Origin of the sequence: Stenotrophomonas sp. Y6, from assembly GCF_022436665.1 — a bacterium.
GTDB lineage: Bacteria > Pseudomonadota > Gammaproteobacteria > Xanthomonadales > Xanthomonadaceae > Stenotrophomonas > Stenotrophomonas acidaminiphila_A.
Window position 1 is genome coordinate 55,688 of sequence record NZ_JAKUKB010000002.1, and the last position, 24,823, is coordinate 80,510.

General features: G+C 70.2%; 21 protein-coding genes. 7 read left to right on the forward strand and 14 right to left on the reverse strand.

Annotated features, from left to right (window positions below):
- Window positions 1-162 precede the first annotated feature (162 nt).
- Window positions 163-1,014: a type II toxin-antitoxin system RelE/ParE family toxin gene (locus MKP15_RS03030; RefSeq protein WP_240211754.1), complete on the forward strand. Its 852-nt coding sequence runs from the start codon at window positions 163-165 to the stop codon at window positions 1,012-1,014.
- 894 nt (window positions 1,015-1,908) lie between these two features.
- On the opposite strand, the gene MKP15_RS03035 is transcribed toward MKP15_RS03030, so the two are convergent.
- Window positions 1,909-4,074: a S46 family peptidase gene (locus tag MKP15_RS03035; RefSeq protein ID WP_240211755.1), complete on the reverse strand. Its 2,166-nt coding sequence runs from the start codon at window positions 4,072-4,074 to the stop codon at window positions 1,909-1,911.
- Between the two features lie 131 nt (window positions 4,075-4,205).
- On the opposite strand from MKP15_RS03035, the gene tdh reads away from it, so the two are divergent.
- Window positions 4,206-5,243, forward strand: coding sequence for an L-threonine 3-dehydrogenase (tdh, locus tag MKP15_RS03040; RefSeq protein WP_240211756.1), 1,038 nt, complete (start codon window positions 4,206-4,208; stop codon window positions 5,241-5,243).
- An 86-nt stretch (window positions 5,244-5,329) separates the two neighbouring features.
- Here the strand turns inward: tdh and MKP15_RS03045 are convergent, their stop codons facing one another.
- The 6 genes from MKP15_RS03045 to MKP15_RS03070 all read right to left on the reverse strand — a co-directional run bounded on the left by MKP15_RS03045 (window position 5,330) and on the right by MKP15_RS03070 (window position 11,459).
- On the reverse strand, window positions 5,330-6,025 hold the full coding sequence (locus tag MKP15_RS03045) for a TorF family putative porin (RefSeq protein WP_240211757.1): 696 nt from the start codon (window positions 6,023-6,025) through the stop codon (window positions 5,330-5,332).
- 122 nt (window positions 6,026-6,147) lie between these two features.
- Window positions 6,148-7,191: a sulfate ABC transporter ATP-binding protein gene (locus tag MKP15_RS03050; RefSeq protein ID WP_161615232.1), complete on the reverse strand. Its 1,044-nt coding sequence runs from the start codon at window positions 7,189-7,191 to the stop codon at window positions 6,148-6,150.
- Between the two features lie 9 nt (window positions 7,192-7,200).
- A complete protein-coding gene (gene cysW, locus MKP15_RS03055; RefSeq protein ID WP_240211781.1) occupies window positions 7,201-8,106 on the reverse strand; it encodes a sulfate ABC transporter permease subunit CysW in 906 nt (301 codons plus the stop codon).
- 32 nt (window positions 8,107-8,138) lie between these two features.
- The gene (cysT, locus tag MKP15_RS03060) at window positions 8,139-8,993 is read right to left on the reverse strand and encodes a sulfate ABC transporter permease subunit CysT (RefSeq protein ID WP_293764757.1); all 855 of its coding nucleotides are present in this window, start codon (window positions 8,991-8,993) and stop codon (window positions 8,139-8,141) included.
- 3 nt (window positions 8,994-8,996) lie between these two features.
- Window positions 8,997-9,995, reverse strand: coding sequence for a sulfate ABC transporter substrate-binding protein (locus MKP15_RS03065; RefSeq protein WP_104940128.1), 999 nt, complete (start codon window positions 9,993-9,995; stop codon window positions 8,997-8,999).
- Between the two features lie 36 nt (window positions 9,996-10,031).
- Complete coding sequence (locus MKP15_RS03070; protein WP_240211758.1) at window positions 10,032-11,459, reverse strand: porin; 1,428 nt, start codon at window positions 11,457-11,459, stop codon at window positions 10,032-10,034.
- Window positions 11,460-11,620: 161 nt separating this feature from the next.
- On the opposite strand from MKP15_RS03070, the gene kbl reads away from it, so the two are divergent.
- Window positions 11,621-12,835, forward strand: a complete 1,215-nt coding sequence (gene kbl / locus MKP15_RS03075; RefSeq protein WP_240211759.1) for a glycine C-acetyltransferase — start codon at window positions 11,621-11,623, stop codon at window positions 12,833-12,835.
- Window positions 12,836-12,916: 81 nt separating this feature from the next.
- On the opposite strand, the gene MKP15_RS03080 is transcribed toward kbl, so the two are convergent.
- The 4 genes from MKP15_RS03080 to MKP15_RS03095 all read right to left on the reverse strand — a co-directional run bounded on the left by MKP15_RS03080 (window position 12,917) and on the right by MKP15_RS03095 (window position 15,956).
- Window positions 12,917-13,228: a hypothetical protein gene (locus MKP15_RS03080; protein WP_240211760.1), complete on the reverse strand. Its 312-nt coding sequence runs from the start codon at window positions 13,226-13,228 to the stop codon at window positions 12,917-12,919.
- Between the two features lie 88 nt (window positions 13,229-13,316).
- Complete coding sequence (locus MKP15_RS03085; protein ID WP_240211761.1) at window positions 13,317-14,156, reverse strand: pseudouridine synthase; 840 nt, start codon at window positions 14,154-14,156, stop codon at window positions 13,317-13,319.
- Between the two features lie 13 nt (window positions 14,157-14,169).
- Window positions 14,170-14,658 carry a hypothetical protein gene (locus tag MKP15_RS03090; RefSeq protein WP_104940126.1) on the reverse strand — a complete coding sequence of 163 codons (489 nt, stop codon included), beginning with the start codon at window positions 14,656-14,658 and terminating at the stop codon, window positions 14,170-14,172.
- Between the two features lie 188 nt (window positions 14,659-14,846).
- Window positions 14,847-15,956, reverse strand: coding sequence for an OmpA family protein (locus tag MKP15_RS03095; protein WP_240211762.1), 1,110 nt, complete (start codon window positions 15,954-15,956; stop codon window positions 14,847-14,849).
- 383 nt (window positions 15,957-16,339) lie between these two features.
- Here MKP15_RS03095 and MKP15_RS03100 point away from each other — a divergent pair, with 383 nt between their 5' ends.
- The 4 genes from MKP15_RS03100 to MKP15_RS03115 all read left to right on the forward strand — a co-directional run bounded on the left by MKP15_RS03100 (window position 16,340) and on the right by MKP15_RS03115 (window position 21,601).
- Window positions 16,340-17,365 (forward strand): zinc-binding alcohol dehydrogenase family protein, encoded by a 1,026-nt coding sequence (locus tag MKP15_RS03100; protein WP_240211763.1) that lies wholly within the window; start codon window positions 16,340-16,342, stop codon window positions 17,363-17,365.
- Window positions 17,366-17,824: 459 nt separating this feature from the next.
- Complete coding sequence (locus MKP15_RS03105; RefSeq protein WP_240211764.1) at window positions 17,825-19,855, forward strand: NADPH-dependent 2,4-dienoyl-CoA reductase; 2,031 nt, start codon at window positions 17,825-17,827, stop codon at window positions 19,853-19,855.
- Window positions 19,856-20,442: 587 nt separating this feature from the next.
- On the forward strand, window positions 20,443-20,901 hold the full coding sequence (locus tag MKP15_RS03110; protein ID WP_054663411.1) for a cell wall hydrolase: 459 nt from the start codon (window positions 20,443-20,445) through the stop codon (window positions 20,899-20,901).
- 82 nt (window positions 20,902-20,983) lie between these two features.
- A complete protein-coding gene (locus MKP15_RS03115; protein WP_240211765.1) occupies window positions 20,984-21,601 on the forward strand; it encodes a glutathione S-transferase N-terminal domain-containing protein in 618 nt (205 codons plus the stop codon).
- 89 nt (window positions 21,602-21,690) lie between these two features.
- Here the strand turns inward: MKP15_RS03115 and msrA are convergent, their stop codons facing one another.
- From msrA to msrB, 3 genes are read right to left on the reverse strand one after another with little or no spacing between them, the layout of a single operon-like run.
- Complete coding sequence (gene msrA / locus MKP15_RS03120) at window positions 21,691-22,431, reverse strand: peptide-methionine (S)-S-oxide reductase MsrA (RefSeq protein ID WP_240211766.1); 741 nt, start codon at window positions 22,429-22,431, stop codon at window positions 21,691-21,693.
- A 17-nt stretch (window positions 22,432-22,448) separates the two neighbouring features.
- The gene (locus MKP15_RS03125) at window positions 22,449-24,197 is read right to left on the reverse strand and encodes a cytochrome c biogenesis protein DipZ (protein ID WP_240211767.1); all 1,749 of its coding nucleotides are present in this window, start codon (window positions 24,195-24,197) and stop codon (window positions 22,449-22,451) included.
- A gap of 36 nt (window positions 24,198-24,233) precedes the next feature.
- The gene (gene msrB, locus MKP15_RS03130) at window positions 24,234-24,731 is read right to left on the reverse strand and encodes a peptide-methionine (R)-S-oxide reductase MsrB (protein WP_240211768.1); all 498 of its coding nucleotides are present in this window, start codon (window positions 24,729-24,731) and stop codon (window positions 24,234-24,236) included.
- Window positions 24,732-24,823: the final 92 nt, after the last annotated feature.

The following is a 24,823-nucleotide window of genomic DNA, read 5'->3' on the forward strand; positions in this document are numbered from 1 at the left end:
GCCTGCGATACGAAATCCCCGGCGAACGCTTGGCCGCCGGCCGGACAGGCGCCGCCCCGCGTGTCTGCGGGCGGCCCGCAGGCGTTACCATGACGGCCCCCGATCCGCTGCACGGTGTCACGTCCACATGAGGGCCAGCAGCTCCCACGCCCGCACGGTGGCATGAGCAGCGCTTCGTTTACCCCGCCACCGCCCGCGGTGCGCTGGAACGAACGCGTGCAGCCGTGGGCCGCCGCCTTTGTCAGCGCACTGCTGCACCTGCTGGTGCTGCTGCTCCTGCTGCATTCCACGCCGCCGGTGGTGACCACGCCGCAGGGCACCGCCGGCGGCGGCCGGGTCAAGGTGGATTTCGTCGGCGAGGCACCGCCCTCCCCGACCCCTGCCCGCCAGCCGCCGGGGCCGAAGCAGGACGACGCGCGCAAGAAGCCGGCCAGGCCCACCGCCCGCCGCCAGGCCGACGCCCGCAAGCCGGTACCGGAAGCCCGCTACATCGAACCCCCGGCCGAACCGGCCCCGGCGCAGACCCGCAGCGACGAACCGCCGGCGCCGGAGCCGGCACAGGCATCGGCCGCCAGCCCGCCCGAGGGCATGCAGCGCCGGTCGCAGGCCTGGACCGGGCGCCCGCCGGGCTGGCTGCCCCGGGAAACCTCGCCCGACGATGGCCGCGCTTCCGGGCCGGTCAACCGCAATGGCTACCGCAACGACGTGGCCGCCGGCGAGCCGGCCATGGAAGTGGGCGGCTACCAGATCATCTATGACCTGCTGGGCGAAACGCGGCTGCGCACGTGGATGGAACAGGGCATGAAGGAGCTCTCCATCCCCCTGCCCGGCACCACCTACCTGATGGTCTGCCCGGCCGAAGTCGCGCTCAGGCGCGGCTCCAGCAAATGCCGCCTGCTGCCGCCCGACGCACCGGAACTGCAGTCCATCGGCGACGCGCGCCAGGTGGTCACGGTGATGTACGTGTACCGGCGCGGCGAGCTGGTCTGGCGCGGACCGGGACCGTACCGCTGAAGCGGCTGCGGCTCGGCTCGGCACGCTCCCGCAACACACCCGGGGATGCGGGGCTCGCCCCGCGCGACCACCGCGGAAGGCCCGGTGTGGGGCAAGCCCCACACCTACTTACCGCCAACGGATTGCCTGCACGGTTGCGGCGACGGTGCCGAGCTGCCGGAACCGCCCTCGCAACATCCCGCGGGGATGGGAGACTCGCCCCGCACGACCACCGTGGAAGGCCGGTGTGGGGCAAGCCCCACACCTACGTGCCGCCAACGGATTGCCTGCGCGGTTGTGGCGACGGTGCCGACCGGCCGGAACCGCGCTCGCAACATCCCGCGCGGATGCGGGACTCGCCCCGCGCGACCACCGTGGAAGTCCGGTGTGGGGCAAGCCCCATACCTACGCGCCGCCGAAGGATTGCCTGCGCGGTTGCGGCGACGGTGCCGACCGGCCGGAACCGTCCTCGCAATATCCCGCGGGGATGCGGGACTCGCCCCGCACGACCACCGCGGAAGGCCCGGTGTGGGGCAAGCCCCACACCTACGTGCCGCCAACGGATTGCCTGCGCGGCTGCGGCGACGGTGCCGAGCTGCCGGAGCCGCCCTCACAACATCCCGCGGGGAGGCGGGACTCGCCCCGCACGACCACCGTGGAAGTCCGGTGTGGGGCAAGCCCCACCCCCACGTGCCGCCGAAGGATTGCCTGCGCGGCTGCGGCGACGGTGCCGACCGGACTGGACGGCCTTCGCAATATCGCCCGTAGATGCGGGGCTTGCCCCGCATGACCGCCATCCCCGCATGACCGCCATCCCAAGGGCCCGTCGAGGGGCCGGGAGTCGCCGCGGATGGCGGCAAAGAAAACCCCGGGCGGTTTCCCGCCCGGGGTCTTCGATCAAACGCGGAACGCGGCTTACTTCGAGGCCGCTTCCAGCTCCTTCAGCAGCTGCGGCGCCGGCGCCACTTCCTGCATGATCCAGCGCATGTAGCGCTGGTCCACCGAGATCATGCGGGTCATCACCGGGTCGAACACCCAGTTGCTGGCCACCGACTCCCAGATGCCGTCGAACGCCAGCCCGACCAGGCGGCCATGCGCGTCCAGCACCGGCGAACCGGAGTTGCCGCCGGTGATGTCCAGGTCGGACAGGAAGTCCACCGGCACGCTGCCCAGGCGCTTGTCTTCCAGGCCGCCGTAGCGCTTGGCCTTGACCGCATCGAGCAGCGCCTTCGGCGAGTCGAACGGATCGACGCCGGTTTCCTTGGCGGCGACGCCTTCGATGGTGGTGAACGGCTGCTGCACCTTGCCGTCCAGGCCGGTGTAGCCCTTCACGTTGCCGAAGGTGATGCGCAGCGACAGGTTGGCATCGGGGTAGACGAACCCGCCCTGGCTCTTCTTGTAGTCGGCGATGGCCTGCAGGAACAGCGGACGCGCGACCAGCTCCTCGCCGCGCTTGACCTTGTTCTGGTGCTCGATCTGCAGCAGCGCCGGCATCACCGCCACCGCGTACTGGATGGCCGGATCGGTGCTGGCCTCGAACGCGGCCTTGTCGGCGTTGAACCACTTCATGCGCTCGGCCAGGTCGCCCAGGCGCGAACCGTCCAGGCGGGCCAGCGCGGCGTCCACGGCGGCGGCATCGCTGCCGCCCAGCCAGGTGTCGAAGGCCGGCACGCGCTGGTCGGCCGGCAGCGCCACGTAGCGCTGCAGCCAGTACTGCTGGAACTGCCGGTCCATCGCCGCCACGTAGCGGCGGTCCATCTGCTTCAGGCCGCCCTCGATGGCCGGCAGGTCGCGTTCCTGGTAGCCCTCCTCGCGCTGTGCGTCCGGCTTGGCCTTCTCGATCGCCAGCCGGTACAGGCGCACCGCGGTGCCCAGGGTGCCGGTGCGGTTGAACATGGCCAGGGTGACGTCACGCTGCTGGGTGCTGCGCGCCTGGGTGCCCAGCGCCTGCAGCTGCGCATACGCATCGAGCGCCGGCTTGCCGGCGGCGCCCTGAGCGCGCAGCCATTCCAGCACCGCGGCCTCTTCCTTCTGCTTGTGCGCCAGCACGTTGTTGCGCTTGAAGCCGTCCAGCTGGCCGTCGTAGTTCTTGCTGGTGTTGTTCCAGCCGGCCATGCTGGCGGCGTACTTCACCGCGATGTCCTTGTTGTCCTTGCTGGCGGCTTCGACCAGCGCGATCTGGTCCTTGTACGCCTTGGCGATGGTCGGGTAGGTCCAGTTGGCGGTGTTCTCGAACTCGCTGACCAGCGCATAGCGGTCGGTGCGGCCCGGGTAGCCGGCCACCATCACGAAATCGCCCTCGCCCAGCGGCTGGTTGGCCAGCTTCAGCCAGTGCTTGGGCTGGTACGGCACGTTGTCGGCCGAGAACGCGGCCGGCTTGCCGTCCTTGCCCACGTAGGCGCGGTAGAACGCGAAATCACCGGTGTGGCGCGGCCACATCCAGTTGTCGACGTCGCCGCCGAACTTGCCCACGCTGCCCGGGGGCGCGTACGCCAGGCGCACGTCCTTGATCTCCAGGTTCTTGAACAGCCGGTAGGTGTTGCCGCCGGAGAAGCTGTACAGCGTGCAGCTGTAGCTGTCGTCGGCCTCGCACTCGGCCACCAGCTTCTTCTCCAGCGCCTCCAGCGCTTCGGTGCGCTTGAGCGGGTCGTTGCCGGCGCCGGCAATGGCGGCCCTGGCCTGGGCGGTGACGTCGGTGATGTCGTCCAGCACGTAGATGCGCGCGTTGGGGCCGGCGCTCAGCTCATCCTTGAACGCGGCCGCGCTGAAGCCGTCCTTGATCAGGTTCTTCTCGGCGGTGGAGTTGAGCTGGATGGAGCCGTAGGCGCAGTGGTGGTTGGTCGCCACCAGGCCCTGCGGCGAGACGAAGCTGGCGGTGCAGCCGCCCAGCGCCACCACCGCGCCCATCGGGTCGCCGGTCAGGTTGCTCAGCTGCAGCGGGTCCAGCTTCAGCCCGGCCTTCATCAGCGGCCCGGCGATCTGCGGCAGCTGCTGCGGCACCCACATGCCTTCGGCGGCACTGGCCGCCTGCGCCAGGCCAAGCCCGGCCACCACGGAAAAAGCGAGAAGATTCAGACGCATGAAGCGGACCCCGAAGAATGGAAAGCCCGATTGTAGCGGGTGAAACCGTTGCCGTAGCGCCGCCTCCCGCTACGGAGGGCGGCGGCCGCACGCATATAATCGGTACTCTTTCCCACTGCGGTTTCCCGGCAATGACACAGAACACGATGCGCGCGCTGGTCAAGCGCGAGGCCACCAAGGGCATCTGGATGGAAGAGGTGCCGGTGCCGGTGCCCGGCCCCAACGAGGTGCTGATCAAGCTGGAAAAGACCGCCATCTGCGGCACCGACCTGCACATCTACCTGTGGGACGAGTGGAGCCAACGCACCATCAAGCCGGGCCTGACCATCGGCCACGAGTTCGTCGGTCGCATCGTCGCGATCGGTCCCGGCGTCACCGGCTACGAGATCGGCCAGCGGGTGTCGGCCGAAGGCCACATCGTCTGCGGCCACTGCCGCAACTGCCGCGGCGGCCGCCCGCACCTGTGCCCCAACACCGTGGGCATCGGCGTCAACGTCAACGGCGCCTTCGCCGAATACATGGTGATGCCGGCCAGCAACCTGTGGCCGATCCCGGACCAGATCCCGTCCGAGCTGGCCGCGTTCTTCGACCCCTACGGCAACGCCGCGCACTGCGCGCTGGAGTTCGACGTGATCGGCGAGGACGTGCTGATCACCGGCGCCGGCCCGATCGGCATCATCGCCGCCGGCATCTGCAAGCACATCGGCGCGCGCAACGTGGTGGTCACCGACGTCAACGATTTCCGCCTGAAGCTGGCCGCCGACATGGGCGCCACCCGCGTGGTCAACGTCGCCAACCAGTCGCTAAAGGACGTGATGGCCGACCTGCACATGGAAGGCTTCGACGTGGGCCTGGAGATGAGCGGCAACCCGCGCGCGTTCAACGACATGCTCGACTGCATGTACCACGGCGGCAAGATCGCCATGCTCGGCATCATGCCCAAGGGCGCTGGCTGCGACTGGGACAAGATCATCTTCAAGGGCCTGACCGTGCAGGGCATCTACGGCCGCAAGATGTACGAGACCTGGTACAAGATGACCCAGCTGGTGCTGTCCGGCTTCCCGCTGGGCAAGGTGCTCACCCACCAGCTGCCGGTGGACCGCTTCCAGGAAGGCTTCGAGCTGATGGAACAGGGCAAGGCCGGCAAGGTCGTGCTGAGCTGGAACTGAGACGCGGCTGCCGGGCCCGCCCGGCGCCCGCGCAGGAATGAGAAAGGCGCCTTGCGGCGCCTTTCTCTTTGCTCGCGCCGCTGTGCTCAGCGCGCGATCTTGACCGCCAGCACCACGCGGTTGTCGGCCAGCTTGCCGAAGTTGTCGCGGCCCTTGCCGTCGGTGCCGTAGTAGCCCAGCGAGACGTTGGCGATGCCGAAGCTGCGGCCCACGCCCACGCCCCAGTCGGTGTAGTCCTGGGCCACGTCGCTGTCGTTGAACACGCTGCGGCCGACGTTGGCGTTGAGGCTGAAATCGTTGGGCAGCGCCCACTCGCCGCCGAGGCCGTAATACCAGCCGGTGGTGCTGCTGCCCCACACGTCGTTGGTGTAGCTGACGTTGACCTTCCAGTGCTCGGCGATGGTGGTGGTGGTGACCAGCTCGTTGTAGGCCATCTCGCTGGCACCCGGGTAGGTGTAGCGGTTGAGCATCAGGTCGACGTTGACCGCGTCACTGACGTCGAAGCCGTAGCCGACGAAGTAGTCCACCTCGACGTCGGGGCTGCCCTCGCCGAAATCCACGCCCGAGGCGAAGCTGCCGACATACAGGCCGCTGGACGTGGTCCAGGTGACGCTGCCCTGCACGGTCGGCTTCTCGTCGGTCTGCGAGGCGCCGCGGAACAGGTAATCCGACACCGCGGCGACTTCCCAGCTCAGGGGCGAGGCGTCTTCGGCAGAGGCAGTGAACGGCAGGGACAGCAGGGCAGCACAGGCAACGGCTGCAACACGCTTGCAGGGGATCATGCGGGTCTCCGGGTGGGGTGGGCGCCGCGGCGGCGCACAATTTACAAATTCTTAACCAAAATGATCCCGGACGCCAGCATTTCGTGGCGCCGCCACCCCGCGCCCCGCCAACGCGTGGCGCCCTACCCCGCGTCCGCCGCGAACACCCCGTGGCGCCGCGCCGCCAGCGCGACCACCTGCCCGGCGGCGTAGGCCGGCGCGTCCGGCGGCAGTTCGACCTCCACGTCCACCGCCGCCGTGCGCAGCCGCGCCCGCAACCGCGCCCGGGCGCCACTGCGCTGCACCGACAGCACGGTCCCCGTCCAGTCGCCGGCATCGCCGACACGCATGTCCTCCGGGCGCACGTACACCTCCAGCGCGGCGGCCTCGGGCAGGCCGGCAGGCCGCGGCCAGCGCGCGCCCGCCACCTCCAGCGCCTCGCCGTCGGTGCGCGCCGGCAGGCGGTTGGCTTCGCCGACGAAGCCGTACACGAACGGCGACTGCGGCCGGTCGTAGACCTCGCCCGGGCTGCCGACCTGTTCGATGCGGCCATGGTTGAGGATCGCCACCCGGTCGGCCAGTTCCAGCGCTTCTTCCTGGTCATGGGTGACGAACACCGTGGTCAGCCCGGTGCGGTCGTGCAGTTCGCGCAGCCAGCGGCGCAGGTCGCGGCGCACCTGCGCGTCCAGCGCCCCGAACGGCTCGTCCAGCAGCAGCACGCGCGGCTCGATCGCCAGCGCGCGCGCCAGCGCCACGCGCTGACGCTGGCCGCCGGACAGCTGGGTCGGATAGCGCCCGCCCAGGCCCTCGAGCTGCACCAGCGCCAGCAGTTCGTCGACGCGGGCATCGATGCGCGCCTTCGGCCAGCGCCGCGCGCCGCGCCGTACTTCCAGGCCGAAAGCGATGTTGGCGCGCACGTCCATGTGCCGGAACAGCGCGTAGTGCTGGAACACGAAGCCGGCGCGGCGCGCCTGCACGCTCAGCGCGGTGGCGTCCTCGCCCTCGAACAGGATCCGCCCCTGGTCCGGATGTTCCAGCCCGGCGAGCGCGCGCAGCAGGGTGGTCTTGCCCGAGCCGGAGGGCCCGAGCAGCGCCAGCAGTTCGCCGCTGCGGATATCGAGGTTGACGCCGTCGAGCGCGGCGAAGGCACCAAAACGCTTGCCCAGTTGCTGGATGCGGATGTTCATCGATTCACCTCAGTGGCGATGCGCGGCGGCCAGCGACTGGCCGTGGCGCCATTCCAGGAAAGTCTTCAGCGCCAGCGTCAGCAGTGCGCTGGCGGCCAGCAGCGAGGCGCAGGCGAACGCGGCGCTGTAGGCGTATTCGTTGTAGAGGATCTCCACGTGCAGCGGCAGCGTGTTGGTGCGCCCGCGGATGTGCCCGGACACCACCGACACCGCGCCGAACTCGCCCATCGCCCGCGCACTGCACAGCAATACCCCGTACAGCAGGCCCCAGCGGATGTTGGGCAGGGTCACCTTCCAGAACATCTGCCAGGCATTGGCCCCCAGGGTGAGCGCGGCCAGTTCCTCGTCGCTGCCCTGCTGCTCCATGAGCGGCATCAGTTCACGGGCGATGAACGGGAAGGTGACGAAGGTGGTCGCCAGCACGATGCCGGGGATCGCGAAGACGATGCGCGGCAGCTGCAGCAGCACCTCGCCCACCACCGGCAGGTGCAGGCGCAGCCCGTCCTCGATCAGCGGCCACAGCCAGCCATTGCGGCCGAACAGCAGGACGAACACCAGTCCGGCGACCACCGGCGACACCGAGAACGGCAGGTCGATCAGGGTCACCAGCCAGCGCTTGCCGGGGAAGCGGTGCTTGCTCACCACCCAGGCCGCGGCCACGCCGAACACGAGATTGAGCGGGATCACGATCGCGGTGACCAGCAACGTCAGCCGCACCGCCGCCAGTGCGTCGGCATCGCTCACCGCGCTCCACGCCGCCTGCATGCCGCCGCGCAGTGCTTCGGCGAACACCAGCAGCAGCGGCAACAGCAGGAACGACAGCAGGAACCCGAGCGCGCCGAGCACCAGCAACGCCTGCACCCAGCCCGGCTCGGTGGTGACCCGGCGCGGCGCGGGCGCCGTGGCTTCATGCATGGCCTGCACCGGCAGCGGCGACACCCATTCGTTCACCGGGCGCCCCGGCGCTGCAGGCGGCCCTGCACGATGTTGACCAGCAGCAGCAGCGCGAAGGACAGCAACAGCATCGCCGCGGCGATGGCGGTGGCGCCGGCGTAGTCGAATTCCTCCAGGCGGATGGTGATCAGCAGCGGTGCGATCTCGGTGGCGTTGGGCAGGTTGCCGGCGATGAAGATCACCGAGCCGTACTCGCCCACCCCGCGCGCGAACGCCAGCGCAAAGCCGGTCAGCATCGCCGGCCACAGCGCCGGCACGACCACCCGCGCCAGGGTCTGCCAGCGGCTGGCGCCCAGGGTTGCCGCCGCTTCCTCGAGTTCAGGCTCGGCTTCGGCCAGCACCGGCTGCACGATGCGCACCACGAACGGCAGGCCGACGAACACCAGGGCGACCACGATGCCCAGCGGCGTGTAGGCGATCTTCAGGCCGAGCGGCTCCAGCCAGCGCCCGACCCAGCCCTGTCCGCCATACAGCGCGGTGAGCGCGATGCCGGCCACCGCGGTGGGCAGCGCGAACGGCAGGTCGATCAAGGCATCGAACAGGCGCCGGCCCGGGAAGCGGTAGCGCACGAACACCCAGGCCACCCAGGTGCCCATCAGCGTGTTGAACGCGGCCGCGGCGAAGGCGGTGCCGAAGCTCAGGCGCAGCGCCGACAGCACGCGCGGCTCGCTCCATATCCGCCAGATGCCGTCCACGCCCAGTCCGGCGGCGCGCAGGAATACCCCGGCCAGCGGGACCAGCACGATCAGCCCCAGCCAGAACAGGGTGATGCCCATGCCCAGGCCAAACCCGGGCAGCACCCGCGGGGGGCGCCGTAGCGGCGCCAGTGCGGCGGCGTTCGCGGCCACCGCTTACTTGCCCGCCTGGATCTGGTCGAACAGGCCGCCGTCGGCGAAGTGCTCGGCCTGCGCCTTTTCCCAGGAACCGAACACCTCGCGGAGGGTGACCAGCCGCACCTGCGGGAACCGCGCGATGTCGGCCGGGTCGGCGTACTGCGGATTGCGCGGGCGGTAATAGTGGCGGGCGGCGATGCGCTGCCCTTCGGGCGAGTACAGGTAGTTCAGGTAGGCCTGCGCCACCTCGCGGGTGCCATGCCGGTCGACGTTGCGGTCCACCAGCGCCACCGGGGGCTCGGCCAGGATCGACTGCCGCGGCACCACGATCTCGAACTTGTCCGGGCCCAGCTCTTCCTGCGCCAGGAATGCCTCGTTCTCCCAGGCCAGCAGCACATCGCCGATGCCGCGCTGCACGAAGGTGGTGGTGGCGCCACGCGCGCCGGTATCCAGCACCGGCACGTTGCGGAACAGCGCGCGCATGTAGTTGAGGATGCGCGCGCGGTCGCCGTTGAAGATGTGCTCGGCGTACGCCCAGGCGGCCAGGTAGTTCCAGCGCGCGCCGCCGGACGTCTTGGGATTGGGCGTCACCACCGAGACGCCGGCGCGCAGCAGGTCCGGCCAGTCGCGGATCGCCTTGGGGTTGCCCTTGCGCACCAGGAACACGATGGTCGAGGTGTACGGCGCGCTGTTGTCCGGCAGCCGCGACTGCCAGTTGGCCGGCAGCAGCCGCGACTTCTGCGCGATCGCATCCACGTCGTAGGCCAGCGCCAGCGTCACCACGTCGGCCTCGATGCCATCGATCACCGCGCGCGCCTGCTTGCCCGAACCGCCATGCGAGGTTTCGATGCTGACGTTGTCGCCCCTGGTTTCCTTCCAGTGCCTGGCGAACGCGGCGTTGAAGTCGCGGTACAGCTCGCGGGTGGGGTCGTAGGAGACATTGAGCAGCTGCACGTCGCGGGCAAGCACGGCGCCGGACGCGAAGGCCAGCGCGAAAGCCACCGCGGCCGCGCCGATACGGGGAAGGAAGGACTGCTTCACGAGGGCTCTCCGTCAGAAGGAAACTTGCAGGCGCGAGAAAACGGCTTTTTCGTCGGCCAGCCTCTGGGCGCCGGCAACGGCACCGAAGCGGCTGTGCAGGTAGTTGGTGGCGAGCCTGAGGTTCGCGGTGAGGTACCAGTTCGCGCCCACCGTCCACGACCGGACGCGCGCAGCCGAGGCCGCCGGATCGGCGTAGAACGGGAACGCCGCCCCGTCGGCTTGCAGTTCGCCGTAGCGCGCAGTGAGCTCGAACGCCCCGCGCCCACCGTTGACGCCGAACGGGCGCGACGGCGTCACCCCGCGGTAGCCGGCGTCCTCGCCGGTCAGGACGTAGCTGGCCGTCGCCTGCCAGGCGCGGTGTTCCAGGGCGGTGGGGCGCGCGGCGCGGGGCCCGAGCAGGCACGGAGCGAGGTAGTAGGGCAGCAGGCCGCAGCCCATGGGGGGGAACCAGCCCTGCGGCGACCAGCGCAGCGTGTCGCCGTCGGCGGCCACCGTGCTGCGGTAGCTGAAGAAGGTCGCCTGGCCCGGGGTGCGGTAGCGCGGCAGGAAGCTGCTGCCAACGCCATGTTTCTGCCCGGCACTCGCGCCCAGGCCGACGCCCAGCCCCGCCCACGCGCTGTCGCTGCCCTTGAGCGGCTCGAAGAACACGCGGCCGGCGATCTCGAAATCATCGTCGGGGTTGCTGCTCGTCGCGTCGCGGCCATCGACCGCGCCGTTGAACACGCCCAGCGCGTAGCTGAACCTGCCCGCGGCCAGCTCGCCCTGCAGCTGCACGCCCAAGTCGCGGTTCGGCGCAAGCTCGCTGGGCAGCGCGCGCTCGACGTCCACCAGGGCCGCCGAGGACTGCAGGCGCTCCAGCCCCACCGGCGAGGTGAACTTGCCCACGCGCAGCGCATGCGCCGGATTGACGCGCAGGTCGACATAGGCATCGACGATGGTCGCGCTGTCGCCGGCGAACTCCGGGGTGAAGCGGTAGGCGACCCGCTTGCCCAGCGAACCCTCCAGCGTGGGCCGGGCGGTGCGCAGCAGGAAGCTGTCGTTCTGGTTGCCATCGCCGACGAACACGCGCGCGTCGCCCTGCAGCAGGCCGCGCAGCTTGAGCTCGTAGTGGCCGTCGCCGGACCGGAACGCGGCGCCCCTCGGGTCGACGGTGATCTGCGGCGCGGCCCGGGCGGCGGCCACCCGCTCTTCCTCCTGCAGCTCCAGGCGGCGCTCGAGGATGCGCAGGCGCTGGTCCAGCCCGGCCAGGTCGACACCTTCGACGGCTGCCACGCCTGACACGCCGGCCAGGCGTTCCAGCCGCTCCAGGCGCTGCTGCAGTTGTTCCACGGTGGGCTGCTGCGCCTGCGCCGATGCCGCCACCCCGCACAGCGCCACGGCCAGGCTGAGGGACAACAGCTTCCTGGTCGGCGCGGTGGACGGGAACAAGGGGGCGGTCATCGGTGGCTCCTGGAAGGCAGGGGTGGAGCGTCGATGCTGCGGGCGCACACGCACACGGAGAAATGACTTCGGCCGTGGCGCTTATAGCCATTCCCCATGAAACCGGCGGCGGCAACGCCAGGCCGCTAGAATCGTCACTCCCTCCACCGCAAAACCCTGCCATGACCGCCAACGCGCACACTTCCCCGCTCACCCGGCACTACGCCGAGGAACTGGACGCCATCCGCGCGCAGGGGTTGTTCAAGTCCGAACGCATCATCACCAGCCCGCAGTCGGCCGAGATCACCCTGGACGATGGCCGCAGCGTGCTGAACTTCTGCGCCAACAACTACCTGGGCCTGGCCGACCACCCGGCGCTGATCCAGGCCGCCAAGGACACGCTGGACAGCCACGGCTTCGGCATGGCCTCGGTGCGCTTCATCTGCGGCACCCAGGACCTGCACAAGCAGCTGGAAAAGCAGATCGCCGAGTTCTTCGGCAAGGACGACACCATCCTCTATGCCGCCTGCTTCGACGCCAACGGCGGCCTGTTCGAGCCGCTGCTGGGCGAGAACGACGCGATCATCTCCGATGCGCTCAACCACGCCTCGATCATCGACGGCGTGCGCCTGTGCAAGGCCAGGCGCTTCCGCTACGCCAACTGCGACATGGCCGACCTGGAAGCGCAGCTACAGGCCGCCGATGCCGCCGGCTGCAGGACCAAGCTGATCACCACCGACGGCGTGTTCTCGATGGACGGCTTCATCGCCCCGCTGGACGAGATCACCGCGCTGGCCAAGAAGTACAACGCACTGGTGCACATCGACGAATGCCATGCCACCGGCTTCCTCGGCGCCACTGGCCGCGGCTCGGCCGAGGTCAAGGGCGTGCTCGACAAGATCGACATCATCACCGGCACCCTGGGCAAGGCCATGGGCGGCGCGCTGGGCGGCTTCACCTGCGCCAGCGCCGAAGTGATCGAGCTGCTGCGCCAGCGCTCGCGCCCGTACCTGTTCTCCAACTCGCTGCCGCCGCACGTGGTCGCCGCCGGCATCAAGGCCTTCGACATGCTCGACAAGGCCGACGACCTGCGCCGCAGGCTGGCCGAAAACACCGCCTACTTCCGCGAGAAGATGACTGCCGCCGGCTTCGACGTGAAGCCCGGCGTGCACCCGATCAGCCCGGTGATGCTGTACGACGCACCGCTGGCGCAGAAGTTCGCCGAGCGCCTGCTGGAAGAAGGCATCTATGCGATCGGCTTCTTCTTCCCGGTGGTGCCCAAGGGCCAGGCGCGCATCCGCACGCAGATGAGCGCCGCGCACAGCCGCGAGCACCTGGACCGCGCCATCGACGCCTTCACCCGCATCGGCCGGGAACTGGGCGTCATCAAGGGCTGAGCGGGCCCCCAATGAGAACAGGCGCCCCAGGGCGCCTGTTTCTTTTTACGACATTGGCGGCAGGCCGTGGCGGCCGCCGCGTTACCGCTTCGCGGCCGGCGCGGCCGGCGCCGCCTCGGGCTTGGCCGCCGCGCCCCCACGGGCGACGCGGATGCCGTTGGCCTTCATCCAGGCATCGAACTGGTCGGCGCTCATGTTCTTGCCCGCCTGCTGCATGAGGAAGCGGTAGTTGCCCAGTGCGTCCTTCTCCGCCATCGGCGCTTCCACCATCACCGTGACCGGCTTTTCCGCGGGCGCCGCCGCCACCGGCTTGCCCGACGACGCACAACCGGCCAGAACCACGGCTGCGGCCGCTCCAAGTGACGACACCGCAATGCGGTTGAAAGCTGACATGGTTGCGCGACCTCGCTGGAGAACAGGCCTACAGCCTAACCATGCACTTTAGGAAATCAAGCTATTTGCATGAAATACATGAGGAATTTCATGAATTGGCGGGCGCCTGGACTGAATGCGGGGCCAACTGCTCCAGTTCCGCCTCCTCCAGCACCCGCCACTGCCCCTTGGCCAGTTCGCCCAGCCGGACCGGCCCGATCGCCACCCGCACCAGGCGCAGCACGTCGAACCCCAATGCCTGCAGCAGGCGCCGGATATGCCGGTTGCGGCCCTCGTCCAGCACGATCTCCAGCCACGCGTTGCGCTCGCCCTGGCGCAGCAGCACGACCGAATGCGCGGCCAGGTGTTCACCCGCGTCGTCGATGCCAGCGCGCATGCGCGCCAGCTGCGCCGCATCGGGCACGCCATCGACCTGCACGCGATAGGTTTTCAACGGACCGGTCGCCGGGTCGGTCAGCCGGGCGGCCCATTCCGGGTCGTTGCTGAAGAACAGCAGGCCTTCGCTGGCCTTGTCCAGGCGCCCCACCGGTGCCAGCCACGGCAGGCCCGCGCCCTCGAAACAACGGTACACGGTGTCCCTGCCCTGCTCGTCGCGGACGCTGGTGACCAGGCCGCGCGGCTTGTTCAAGGCCAGGTACAGGCGTTGCGCCGCCACGATGGGCTGGCCGTCCAGGGTCACCCGCTGCCGCCCGGGGACCACGGGGAACTCGGGGTCGCGCACGACCCGGCCGTCCACGCCAACCCGGCCGGCCAGCACGCGCCGCGCGGCCTCGGCACGCGAACACACGCCCGCCTTCGACAGCACCCGCGCCAGGCCATGCCGCGGCGTGCCCGGGGGCGCCCCGTTCCTGGCGGCGGTGCCGGAGGGCACAACAAAATGCCCGCCCTGTCTGGCAGGGCGGGCATCACGGGAATTCCTGCGCGGCATCCGGGCGCCCGGCTTACTTGACCTCGGCCGCCGCCTTGGCTTCGGCCGCGCCTTCGGCCGCCGGCGTCGCCGCCTTGACCACGCGCACGCCGCGGGCCTTCATCCACGCATCGAACTCGTCCGCGGTCATGCGCTTGCCGTTCTGGCTCATGTCGAACCGCCACGGCGTGTTGTCGTACTGCGTCTGCGGCTTGTAGGCCGCCGGATCGTTGGGGTTGATCGCCGGGCGCGCCGGCATCGCGCTGGCGACGTTGTTGCAGCTTTCCACGCGCAGGCGCATCAGTACGCGGTCCAGCGACTGCTCGCCGCTGGCGTTGGGCGCCAGCACGCCCGAGGGCATGCCCAGCTGGCCCGGACGGGCATACAGCTCCATGGCGACCGGCTCGATCACCGTGGCCGGCAACGGCGGCGGCACGATGGCACTGGCCGAGCAATCGACGGCTGCGTGGGCGGCGGGAACGAGGACCAGGGCCAGGGCGCCGGCCAGTGCGATACGCAGCATCGGTATTTCCATCCGTACAGGGAACGCCGCGAGTGTAGGCATGCCCCGCGGGGCTTTCAACCTTCATTTCCGGGTTCACGGCAGGCGTGTGCGCGCGTCGCGCGGGCATCCGCCCGGATTCCCGGGAACGCGTAAAAACAAGGCCCGGCTTTCGCCGGGCCCTGTTTCGAATCAACCGATACGTCCGATCAGTTCTGGACGTTCAGCTCGGTGCGACGGTTCTTGGCGCGACCTTCCGGGTTGTCCGAACCATCCGGGTTGGTGTTCGGCGCAATCGGGCGGCTCTCGCCGTAGCCGATCGGGCCCACCAGACGCGAAGCGGCAACGCCGTGGCCGGTCAGGTAGTCGTACACGGCCTTGGCGCGACGCTCGGACAGCTTCTGGTTGTAGGCGTCGGTACCCTTCGAGTCGGTGTGACCGGCGACTTCAACGCGCAGTTCCGGGTAACGCTTCAGGATCTCGCTGGCCTCGCTCAGGATGGCGACGGCATCCGGACGCAGGGTCGACTTGTCGAAGTCGAAGTTCACGCCCTTCAGGTCGATCGACACCGGCACCGGGCAGCCGTCCGGACCCACGATCTGGCCGGCCTGCGAGTTCGGGCACTTGTCGTCGCAGTTGTTGACGCCGTCACCGTCGTCGTCCAGGTCGGCGCAGCTCGGCGCAACCGGAGCCGGCGGCGGCGGAGCCACGGCGGCAACCGGGGCCGGGCCCAGCGGAATCACGACGCCGACCGAAGCCAGCACGTCGCCGAACCAGTCGTTGTCCTTGCCGGCCAGGCGCGGGTTCACGCTCTGGTCGTCGAAATCAGCGCGGTAGGCGACTTCGGCACGCACGGCGACGCGCTTGTCGAAGGTGGTCTGCAGACCGGCACCGATCTTGGCGGCAAAGTTGCCGTCCTTGCGCTGCGCCGGCGAGTTCACCGAATTGACGACGTACTCTTCCTCAGCCTTCTGGTAGCCCAGGCCGAACAGCAGGTACGGGTTCCAGCCGCGGCCGTCCTGGATGAAGTGGCGGCGCAGGTCCAGCGAGGCGCCGTACTGCGACCAGTTCAGGTCCTGGTTCTTGTCGAAGTTCGGGTTCTGGTAGTTCAGCTCGCCGTCCAGCGACCAGTTCGGGCTGATGAACTTGCCCAGGCCCAGGGTCACGAACGGAGCATCGTTGGTCCCACGGTCGTTGTCCTGGAAGTTGAAGCCGGCCGAACCGGTCAGATACCAGCGGTCATCGAATTCCTGGGCCGACGCAGCCTGGGCAAATGCCAGACCGCCCAGCAGTGCGGCGGTAAGGATCTTCTTGTTCATGAATACAACTCCTTGTTTCGGGGGTATGAAACCGGTAATGGCATGTCCAGCACAGCGATTTCGTTCGTCGCGTCCGAAAGATGGCCGTTTCCGCACGCCAACGCGATGCACATTATGCGCTGGGCTGTGAAGACGACGTTAACAGCTGCGTAACAAATGACAGGGCCCCCGGACTTCGGATGGCCACCGAGCCTCACCCTATACAGCTTGGTAAAAACGCACAAGATCCAAGCCCGGACAGGCATTGCGGGGTTTCCGACCACCGCGCGCAGGCGCGCCGGGCCGGCAGCGGGACAGCGGCCGCGACGGCAGATGCCGTCGTCCTGACCTGAACGGTCCCTTTGTATCATGGCCGCAGCCCCCCACCGAACGGAACTTCCGCCATGAAAGCTGTTGGCCTGAGCCGCTACCTGCCGATCGAGGACCCCCGCGCGCTGGAAGACGTCGAGCTGCCGGCGCCCGCCGCGCCGCAGGGGCAGGACCTGCTGGTGGAAGTGCGGGCGGTATCGGTCAACCCGGTCGACACCAAGCTGCGGCGTTCGGGCACGGGCGAGGAAACCCCGGCGCGCATCCTCGGCTTCGATGCGGCCGGCACCGTGCTGGCCGTCGGCCCCGCGGTGACCGCGTTCGCGGTGGGCGACGAGGTGTATTACGCCGGCGATGTCACCCGCCAGGGCTGCAACGCGCAGCGGCAACTGGTGGACGAGCGGCTGGTCGCGCGCAAGCCGCGCACGCTGGATTTCGCCGAAGCCGCGGCGCTGCCACTGACCACGCTCACGGCCTGGGAACTGCTGTTCCAGCGCATGCCCTACCAGCTCGACGGGCGGCGCAACGTCGGCCGGATCCTGTTGATCATCGGTGGCGCCGGCGGCGTCGGATCGATGGCGATCCAGCTTGGCCGCCATGCCGGATTCACCGTGGTGGCGACCGCCTCGCGCGAGGAAAGCCGCGCCTGGTGCCGGGCACTGGGTGCCGAGCACGTCATCGACCATCGCCAGCCCCTGGCGCCGCAGCTGCAGGCGCTGGGCATCAGCCAGGTGGACGCCGCGCTGAACCTGGCCGACACCGACCGCTACTGGCAGGTACTCGGTGAACTGCTGGCGCCACAGGGCCATGTCGGGCTGATCGTGGAGCCCGCCGGCGAGCTGCGCATCGGCGACCCGTACAAGGCCAAGTGCATCGGCATCCATTGGGAGTTCATGTTCGCGCGGGCGCGCTTCCGCACCGCCGACATGATCGAACAGCACCGCATCCTCACCCGCGCCGCCAGCCTGATCGACGCCGGCGAACTGCGCACCACCGTCAGCGCGCGCCTGGGCGCGGTCAACGCGGCCAACCTGCGCCAGGCGCACCGGTTGCTGGAGTCGGGCAGCACCCTGGGCAAGCTGGTGCTCGAAGGCTGGGACTGAACAGCCGCGTGCGGCGCGCACGCGCCGTGGGCGCAACGGGTGGCCGGCGGCGGTGCCTGCCGCACCTGTGCGTCTGCTGGGGTCGCGGCGGTCCGCTGTCCCGTCCGTGGCCGCTGACAACGGCTATACGCGGCCAGGCACGACGACCGTGAGGCTGATGTCCGCATACGCATGCGGATAGCGCCGGCCGCGCAATCGCGGCCGCGGCGACTTCGGCGGATTCGGCTCCTGCGCGGCACGCCGGCCGGTGCACGGGGCGCCGACAACCCGCGCCGATGGCACGTACCCGGGCCAGTGCCACGCCATGCGGAGCGCCCGCCGCCGCCCCGGGATGCCAGGCTGCGCGGGGCTGTCCGAGCCGCGGGGCCATCGCATGCGTGCCGGCCACGCCCGCCCACCCCTTGCCGCAGACCGGGTTTCGGGGCAGGCTGACGCGATCCGTACGCAAGCGTATCCATCATGACGCCAGCCACCGACACCGCCTATCCCCATCTGTTCGCGCCACTGGACCTGGGCTTCGCCCGGCTGCGCAACCGCATCCTGATGGGCTCGATGCATACCGGCCTCGAGGACCATGTCCGCGACTTCCCCAAGCTGGCGGCCTATTTCGGCGAACGCGCCGCTGGCGGCGCGGCACTGCTGGTCACCGGCGGCTTCTCGCCGAACGTCGCCGGCTGGCTGGCGCCGTTCGGCAGCAAGCTGTCCTGGCCCTGGGAAGTGGGCCGGCACAGGCAGGTCACCGCGGCCGTGCACGGCCACGGCGCCCATATCTGCCTGCAGCTGCTGCACGCCGGCCGCTATGCCTACCACCCGCTGCAGGTGGCACCGTCGAAGCTGAAGGCGCCGATCAACCCGTTCACGCCCCGCGCATTGTCGGCGCGGGGCGTCGAGCGCCAGATCGCCAGCTACGCCCGCGCCGCGCGGCTGGCGCGCGAGGCCGGCTACGACGGCGTCGAGGTCATGGGCTCGGAGGGCTATCTGATCAACGAGTTCATCGCCCCGCGCACCAACCGGCGCAACGACGCCTGGGGAGGCGACGCCGCCCGGCGCATGCGCTTCGCGGTGGAGATCGTGCGCCGCATCCGCGAGGCCTGCGGCCCGGATTTCATCATCATCTACCGGCTGTCGCTGCTGGACCTGGTGGAGGACGGCAGCAACTGGGAGGAGATCCTGCAGCAGGCCCGGGCGATCGAAGCGGCCGGCGCGACCCTGATCAACTCCGGCATCGGCTGGCACGAGGCGCGCGTGCCCACCATCGCCACCTCGGTGCCGCGCGCCGCCTTCGCCGGCGTCACCGCCAAACTGCGCCCGCACGTGAACGTGCCGGTGATCGCGGTCAACCGCATCAACATGCCCGACGTCGCCGAACGGGTACTGGCCGACGGCCAGGCCGACATGGTGTCGCTGGCGCGGCCACTGCTGGCCGACCCGCAGTGGCCGGCCAAGGCCCGCGCCGGCAGGCCGGAGACCATCAACACCTGCATCGCCTGCAACCAGGCCTGCCTGGACCACATCTTCGTCAACAAGCGCGCGACCTGCCTGGTCAACCCGCGCGCCGCGCACGAGACCGAACTGGTCTACCGCCCGGCCGCCGTCGCCAAGCGCGTGGCGGTGGTCGGCGCGGGTCCGGCGGGCCTGGCCTGCGCCACCGTCGCCGCGGAGCGTGGCCACGCCGTCACCCTGTTCGACGCGGCCGATGAGATCGGCGGCCAGTTCAACGTGGCCAAGCGCATCCCCGGCAAGGAGGAGTTCCACGAGACCCTGCGCTATTTCCGCCACCGGCTGGCCGATACCGGCGTGGACGTGCGCCTGGGCACGCGCGCCGACGTGTCGATGCTGGCCGGCTACGACGCGGTCGTGGTGGCGACCGGCATCTCGCCGCGCAAGGTCGACTTCCCCGGTGCCGACCACCCGATGGTGGTCAGCTACCTGGACGTGCTGCAGGGCCGGGTCAGGGCGGCGGACAAAGTGGCCATCATCGGCGCCGGCGGCATCGGCTTCGACGTCGGTGAATTCCTGGTACAGGAAGGACCGTCGCCGTCGCTGGACAAGGCCCGCTGGATGGCCGAGTGGGGCGTGGACCCGAGTTTCGAAAGCCGCGGCGCGCTGTCCACGCCGCAACCCGAGGCGCCGGCACGCCAGGTATGGCTGCTGCAGCGCAGCCCCGGCAAGCCCGGCGCCCGCCTGGGCAAGACCACCGGCTGGATCCACCGCGCCGCGCTCAAGGCCAAGGGCGTGCGGATGCTGGGCGGCGTGGAGTACCTGGGCGTGGACGACCGCGGCCTGCGCATCCGCGTCGACGGTGCCGAACGGTTGCTGGAGGTCGGCACCGTGGTGGTCTGCGCGGGGCAGGAGCCGATGCGCGCACTGGCCGATGCGTTGCGCGCCGCGGGCGTGGCCGCCCATGTGATCGGTGGTGCCGATGTGGCCGCCGAGCTGGATGCCAAGCGCGCCATCGACCAGGGCAGCCGCCTGGCCGCCGCGCTCTAGGCCCGCCGCCGCGCGCGCCCGCCGGGCTTGGCCGCAGCGGGCGGCGCGCATCCACCACCGCCATCGCCGTGCGCCCTGCCCGGGGCATGCGTCCCGTTGGCCGCCAACCCGCGCGCGAAGCGCTTTGGCGGCGTGCGGCTGTCCGCGTGCACGGGCATGGCGCCGCCGGGCCCCGGGCAGCCGGCCAAGGCATCGGGTTCCCTGCCGCCCGCGCCGACAACGCGCACACCGGGCGATCCGGAAGGGCCCACCGCAGGCGTTTTTTCGTGACCGGCGACACACCCTGCACCGCCCTGGACGCCCGCGCATCGCGGCACCCGGGCCGGATCCGGCCCCTGCAATGAAGCTGAATGTCAAGAACGCGCATTCAGGATGAGTTTGGGATTGCCCCCCTACCTTGCGCCGACTTTCCGCTCACCCCCCAGTTCTGGTGAGCACGGCGCAGCCCCCAGGGTCGATTGACCGGGGTCTGCCCACGGGGCGGCCCCGATGCCATGGCCGCCTCCCCATGACGCCAAGCCGCTGCCGTCCTGTCCCTGCCACGCGGGGAACAGGCCGGTTGCGGCCCACACGGAGCAAGGAGACCTATGAAACTGGCCTGGATTCTCTGGCTGTCGCAGTTGTTGCCGCAGCCGGCCGCCGATTCGCTGTGCCTGAGTACCACCGTCTATCTGGAAGCCCGCGACCAGACCCTGCGCGGCCAGCAGGCCGTGGCGGAAGTCGCGCTGCGCCGCCTCGACAGCGGCCTGTGGGGCGACTCGATGTGCCAGGTGGTGACCGCACGCAAGCAGTTCGCGCCCACCCTGGTGGCGCCGGACACCCAACTGCGCAACAACGACGCCTGGGCCGAAGCCGTGGACGTGGCCTTCGCCGCCGAGCGCAACTGGGCGCTGCCGGCCGGCCAGCGCAAGGAGATCGTGCCCGGCGCCAGCCACTTCGCCGCGCATGCTATCGCCAGCCCCAGCTGGCGCAACGCCTACCAGGTCGCCACCATCGGCGGGCACACCTTCTACAAGGTGCAGTCGCTCAAGCCGCGCACGTCCTGACGCGGCGGCATCGCATGCCGGTCACGCCGGCCGACGCGCCGCTGACGATAATGCGGGGGTCATTCCACCCCCGAGGTATCCGATGAAGCTCTACACCAAACCCGGCGCCTGCTCGCTGGCCGACCACATCGCGCTGATCTGGTCCGGCCTGCCGTTCGAAGTCCAGATCGTCGACCATGCCACCATGAAGTCGCCGGCGTACATGGCCATGAACCCGGCCGGCGCGGTGCCGGTGCTCGAGGACGACGGCTGGGTCCTGACCCAGAACGCGGCGATCCTGCATTACATCTGCGACAAGGCCCCGGGCGCCGGCCTGGACGGCGGCAGCGACCCGCGCACCCGCGCCGAGGTCAACCGCTGGCTGTCTTTCGTCAACGCCGACCTGCACCCGGTGTACTACCCGATCTTCGGCTCGACCCGGTATCTGGAGGACGAGGCGGTCATCGCCCGCACCCAGCAGCATTCGCGTGACAAGCTCAAGGGCCTGTACCAGCGCCTCAACGACCGCCTCGCGCAGGTCGAGTGGCTGGGCGGGACGCCGCGCCCCTCCATCGCCGACGCCTACACCTACGTGACCCTGCGCTGGGCACGCGGCCTCAAGATCGACCTGGCCGGCATGGACGCGCTGGACCGCTTCGAGCAGCGCATGCAGGCCGACCCGGCGGTGCAGGCCGCGCTCAAGGCCGAAGGCCTGGGCTGAGTCCGCGCTCCAACGCCTGGAAACCGAAGGGCCGCCGGTGGCATAGCCGGCGGCCCTTCGTGTTCTGGAGCCGCTACGCTGCCCCGGCTTCAACGCACTGACACCGGCATCACCAGCCGTGGCGCGTCGCGGTAGAGCGCCGGGTACTGGCGCTTGAGCGCCTCGATCTTCGGCAGGTCGTAGAAGCGGATGTACGCCGCGTCCGGATGCAGCGCGAGGTAGTTCTGGTGGTAGTCCTCGGCCGGATAGAACGGCTTGCCACCGTCGACCCGGGTCGCGAGCGGCGCGGCGAACACGCCGCTGCGCTGCAGCTGGTCGATGTAGGCCCGCGTCGCCGCGCGCTGCGCCGCGTCATCGGCGTAGACCGCGGACCGGTACTGGCTGCCGCGGTCCGGGCCTTGCCGGTCGCGCTGGGTGGGGTCGTGGACCACCGAGAAGAACACCTGCATCAGCTGCGCATAGCTCACCTGGGACGGGTCGTAGGTCACCTGCACCGCTTCGGCATGGCCGGTATTGCCGGCACTGACGCGCGGGTAGCGGGCGTCGGCGCCGCTGCCCCCGATGTAGCCGGACACGGCGCTGTCCACGCCCTTCACATGCTGGAACACGCCCTGCACGCCCCAGAAACAGCCGCCGGCGAACACCACCCGTGCGCGGTGTACGCCCGGCTGCCGCAGGTCGGCGATGCCGCTGGGCGCGGGAACCTCCGCCGCCGGCGCAGCCGCCGCCGCGTGCACGGGGCGATCGAGGCCGGCCACGCCCAGTACCAGCAGGCCGGCGACCAGCACGGCAACGCCGCCGGCGAACAGTTTTTCCATCGCGGGTTTCATCGTCCGGCCTCCCGGATTCAACCGAAGGTAAAGGCATAGGCGCGTACGCCCGGATCGAGGAACTCGATCTCGAAGCTGCGCTCGCCGACGTCGCCGTCCTGGCGGATCAACTGGTAGAGCCGGTTCTCGTCCACCCGGCCCTCGCCACCGGCGCCCACGTCGGCACCGGCCATCGCACCCGGCGCATGGCCATCGACGCGCATCCGGAAACGCACCGGCCGGCCGTCCACCTGCGGCGCCAGCACCAGGTGCAGATCGCGCGCATGGAAGCGGAAGGCAATGCGGCCGCCGGCCTGCTGCAGGCGTGCGTCCTCCTCGCCCACCAGCCAGCGCCCGCCAAGCGCCCATTGGTTGAGCCGCAGCACGGCCGGCACCGTGTAATCGAAGGCGCGGCCCGCACGCTGTCCGCCCGGCGAGGCGAAATGCTCCGCCCGCGCGTGGCCGATGTAGGTTTCCGGCGAGCGCAGGTTGCCCATGTCCGCCGCGCGCTCGACCGCCGCGCGCGCCGTCGCCGCTATCGCGGGCGCGTCGCCCGGCAACGTATTGCCCGCCTCGCGCAGCAGCCGGCGGATGATCTGCTCGGACTCCTCGTAGCCGCCCTCGCCGAAATGATGGGCGCGGATGCGCCCCTGCGCGTCGATGAAGTAATGCGCCGGCCAGTAGCGGTTGTCGAAGCCCCGCCAGATCGCGAAATCATTGTCGAGCGCCACCGGCCAGCTGACGCCCAGGTCCTCGACCGCGCGCTGCACGTTGCGCACGTCGCGCTCGAACGCGAATTCCGGCGCATGCACGCCCACCACCACCAGGCCGTGGTCGCGGTAACGCTCGTACCACTGGCGAACATGCGGCAGCGCACGCAGGCAGTTGATGCACGAGTAGGTCCAGAAATCGACCAGTACCACCTTGCCGCGCAGGCCCTGCGCATCCAGCGGCGGGCTGTTGAGCCAGCCGCTGGCGCCGGCCAGCGACGGCAGTTGGCCCTCGACCGGCAGCCCCGGCATCGCGCCCTGGTCCGCCGTCATCATCATCGCGCCACCCGGCATTGGGTCGCGCGCCGGCAATGCGTCCAGCAGCCCCTGCTCCAGGCGCGCGGTGCTCACCGTCGACAGCCGGGTCAGCACCCCGGTGTCCCAGCCCATGGCGATGGCGACCACCGCCAGCAGGGCGGCGATGCCCAGCCCGCGCCGGATCCATTCGCCCGCGCCCAGGTGCCGCTTGAGCGCGGCGAACACCCGGCCGCCGATCCACACCGCCAGCGCCAGCGACGTCGCCGCTCCCAGCGCGTAGGCCAGCAGCAGCCCGCTGGTGCCGGCATTGGCCCCCTGCAGCGCGGCACCGGTGAGGATCAACCCCAGGATCGGCCCGGCGCAGGGCGCCCACAGCAGGCCGGTGGCGATACCGATCAGCAGCGAACCGGCGACGCCCCCGCCGTCCCCGGCCGACGCATCCAGGCGCCCTCCCAGGCGCTGCAGCGGCGACAGCAGCCGGTTCGCCAGGGCCGGCCACAACAGCGCCAGCGCGAACACCGCCATCACCGCCAGGGCGATCCAGCGGCCGGCCTGGTTGGCCTGCGCCACCCAGCGGCTGCCGACCGCCGCCAGGCTGGCGACCACCGCGAACATCAGCGCCATGCCGGCCAGCAGCGGCAGCCCGCTGCGCAGGAACGGACGGTCCGAGCGCGCGAACACGAACGGCAGCACCGGCAGGATGCAGGGGCTGAGCAGGGTCAGGACACCGCCAAGGTAGGCCAGCAGCAACAGGAACATGGAACGTCCTTTTCTTGGAATCGGGAGGGACGGCGCTCAGGCCGCGACGAAATCCAGCGCCACGCCGTTGATGCAGTAGCGCAGCCCGGTCGGGCGCGGGCCGTCATCGAACACGTGGCCGAGGTGGCCGCCGCAGCGACGGCAGTGCACTTCCACCCGCAGCATGCCGAAGGTGGTGTCGCGGTCCTCGCCCACCGCGCCGTGCAGCGGCGCCCAGAAGCTCGGCCAGCCGGTACCGCTGTCGAACTTGGCGGCGGAGGAAAACAGGGCCAGCGCGCATCCGGCGCAATGGAACGTGCCGCGCCGGTGCTCGCCGTTCAACGGGCTGCTGAACGCGCGCTCGGTTCCCTGGCCGCGCAGCACCGTGTACTGCGCCGGCGTCAGCAGCCGGCGCCATTGCGCGTCGTCATGCATGACCTCGAACGTGCCGCGGCGCGGCGCCGGCGCGGCCCGGCCGCAGGCGCCAACCCCGCAGAGGCCGGCCGCCGCCAGCATGCCGCCCATGCCCAGCAGGGTGCGACGGGAAAGGGACATGGCCGGTCTCCAGGCAGGAACGATGGCGCCATGCTGCGCGCGTGGCGGTCAACGAATCCTCACGCGGAGTTAAATTTTCCGTGACACATCGG

Coding starts and splice junctions, on each gene's coding strand:
- MKP15_RS03030 (WP_240211754.1), top strand. CDS start 163: ATGAGCAGCGCTTCGTTTACCCCGCCACCGCCCGCGGTGCGCTGGAAC.
- MKP15_RS03035 (WP_240211755.1), bottom strand. CDS start 4,074: ATGCGTCTGAATCTTCTCGCTTTTTCCGTGGTGGCCGGGCTTGGCCTG.
- tdh (WP_240211756.1), top strand. CDS start 4,206: ATGACACAGAACACGATGCGCGCGCTGGTCAAGCGCGAGGCCACCAAG.
- MKP15_RS03045 (WP_240211757.1), bottom strand. CDS start 6,025: ATGATCCCCTGCAAGCGTGTTGCAGCCGTTGCCTGTGCTGCCCTGCTG.
- MKP15_RS03050 (WP_161615232.1), bottom strand. CDS start 7,191: ATGAACATCCGCATCCAGCAACTGGGCAAGCGTTTTGGTGCCTTCGCC.
- cysW (WP_240211781.1), bottom strand. CDS start 8,106: ATGCATGAAGCCACGGCGCCCGCGCCGCGCCGGGTCACCACCGAGCCG.
- MKP15_RS03070 (WP_240211758.1), bottom strand. CDS start 11,459: ATGACCGCCCCCTTGTTCCCGTCCACCGCGCCGACCAGGAAGCTGTTG.
- kbl (WP_240211759.1), top strand. CDS start 11,621: ATGACCGCCAACGCGCACACTTCCCCGCTCACCCGGCACTACGCCGAG.
- MKP15_RS03080 (WP_240211760.1), bottom strand. CDS start 13,228: ATGTCAGCTTTCAACCGCATTGCGGTGTCGTCACTTGGAGCGGCCGCA.
- MKP15_RS03085 (WP_240211761.1), bottom strand. CDS start 14,156: ATGCCGCGCAGGAATTCCCGTGATGCCCGCCCTGCCAGACAGGGCGGG.
- MKP15_RS03090 (WP_104940126.1), bottom strand. CDS start 14,658: ATGCTGCGTATCGCACTGGCCGGCGCCCTGGCCCTGGTCCTCGTTCCC.
- MKP15_RS03095 (WP_240211762.1), bottom strand. CDS start 15,956: ATGAACAAGAAGATCCTTACCGCCGCACTGCTGGGCGGTCTGGCATTT.
- MKP15_RS03100 (WP_240211763.1), top strand. CDS start 16,340: ATGAAAGCTGTTGGCCTGAGCCGCTACCTGCCGATCGAGGACCCCCGC.
- MKP15_RS03105 (WP_240211764.1), top strand. CDS start 17,825: ATGACGCCAGCCACCGACACCGCCTATCCCCATCTGTTCGCGCCACTG.
- MKP15_RS03110 (WP_054663411.1), top strand. CDS start 20,443: ATGAAACTGGCCTGGATTCTCTGGCTGTCGCAGTTGTTGCCGCAGCCG.
- MKP15_RS03115 (WP_240211765.1), top strand. CDS start 20,984: ATGAAGCTCTACACCAAACCCGGCGCCTGCTCGCTGGCCGACCACATC.
- msrA (WP_240211766.1), bottom strand. CDS start 22,431: ATGAAACCCGCGATGGAAAAACTGTTCGCCGGCGGCGTTGCCGTGCTG.
- MKP15_RS03125 (WP_240211767.1), bottom strand. CDS start 24,197: ATGTTCCTGTTGCTGCTGGCCTACCTTGGCGGTGTCCTGACCCTGCTC.
- msrB (WP_240211768.1), bottom strand. CDS start 24,731: ATGTCCCTTTCCCGTCGCACCCTGCTGGGCATGGGCGGCATGCTGGCG.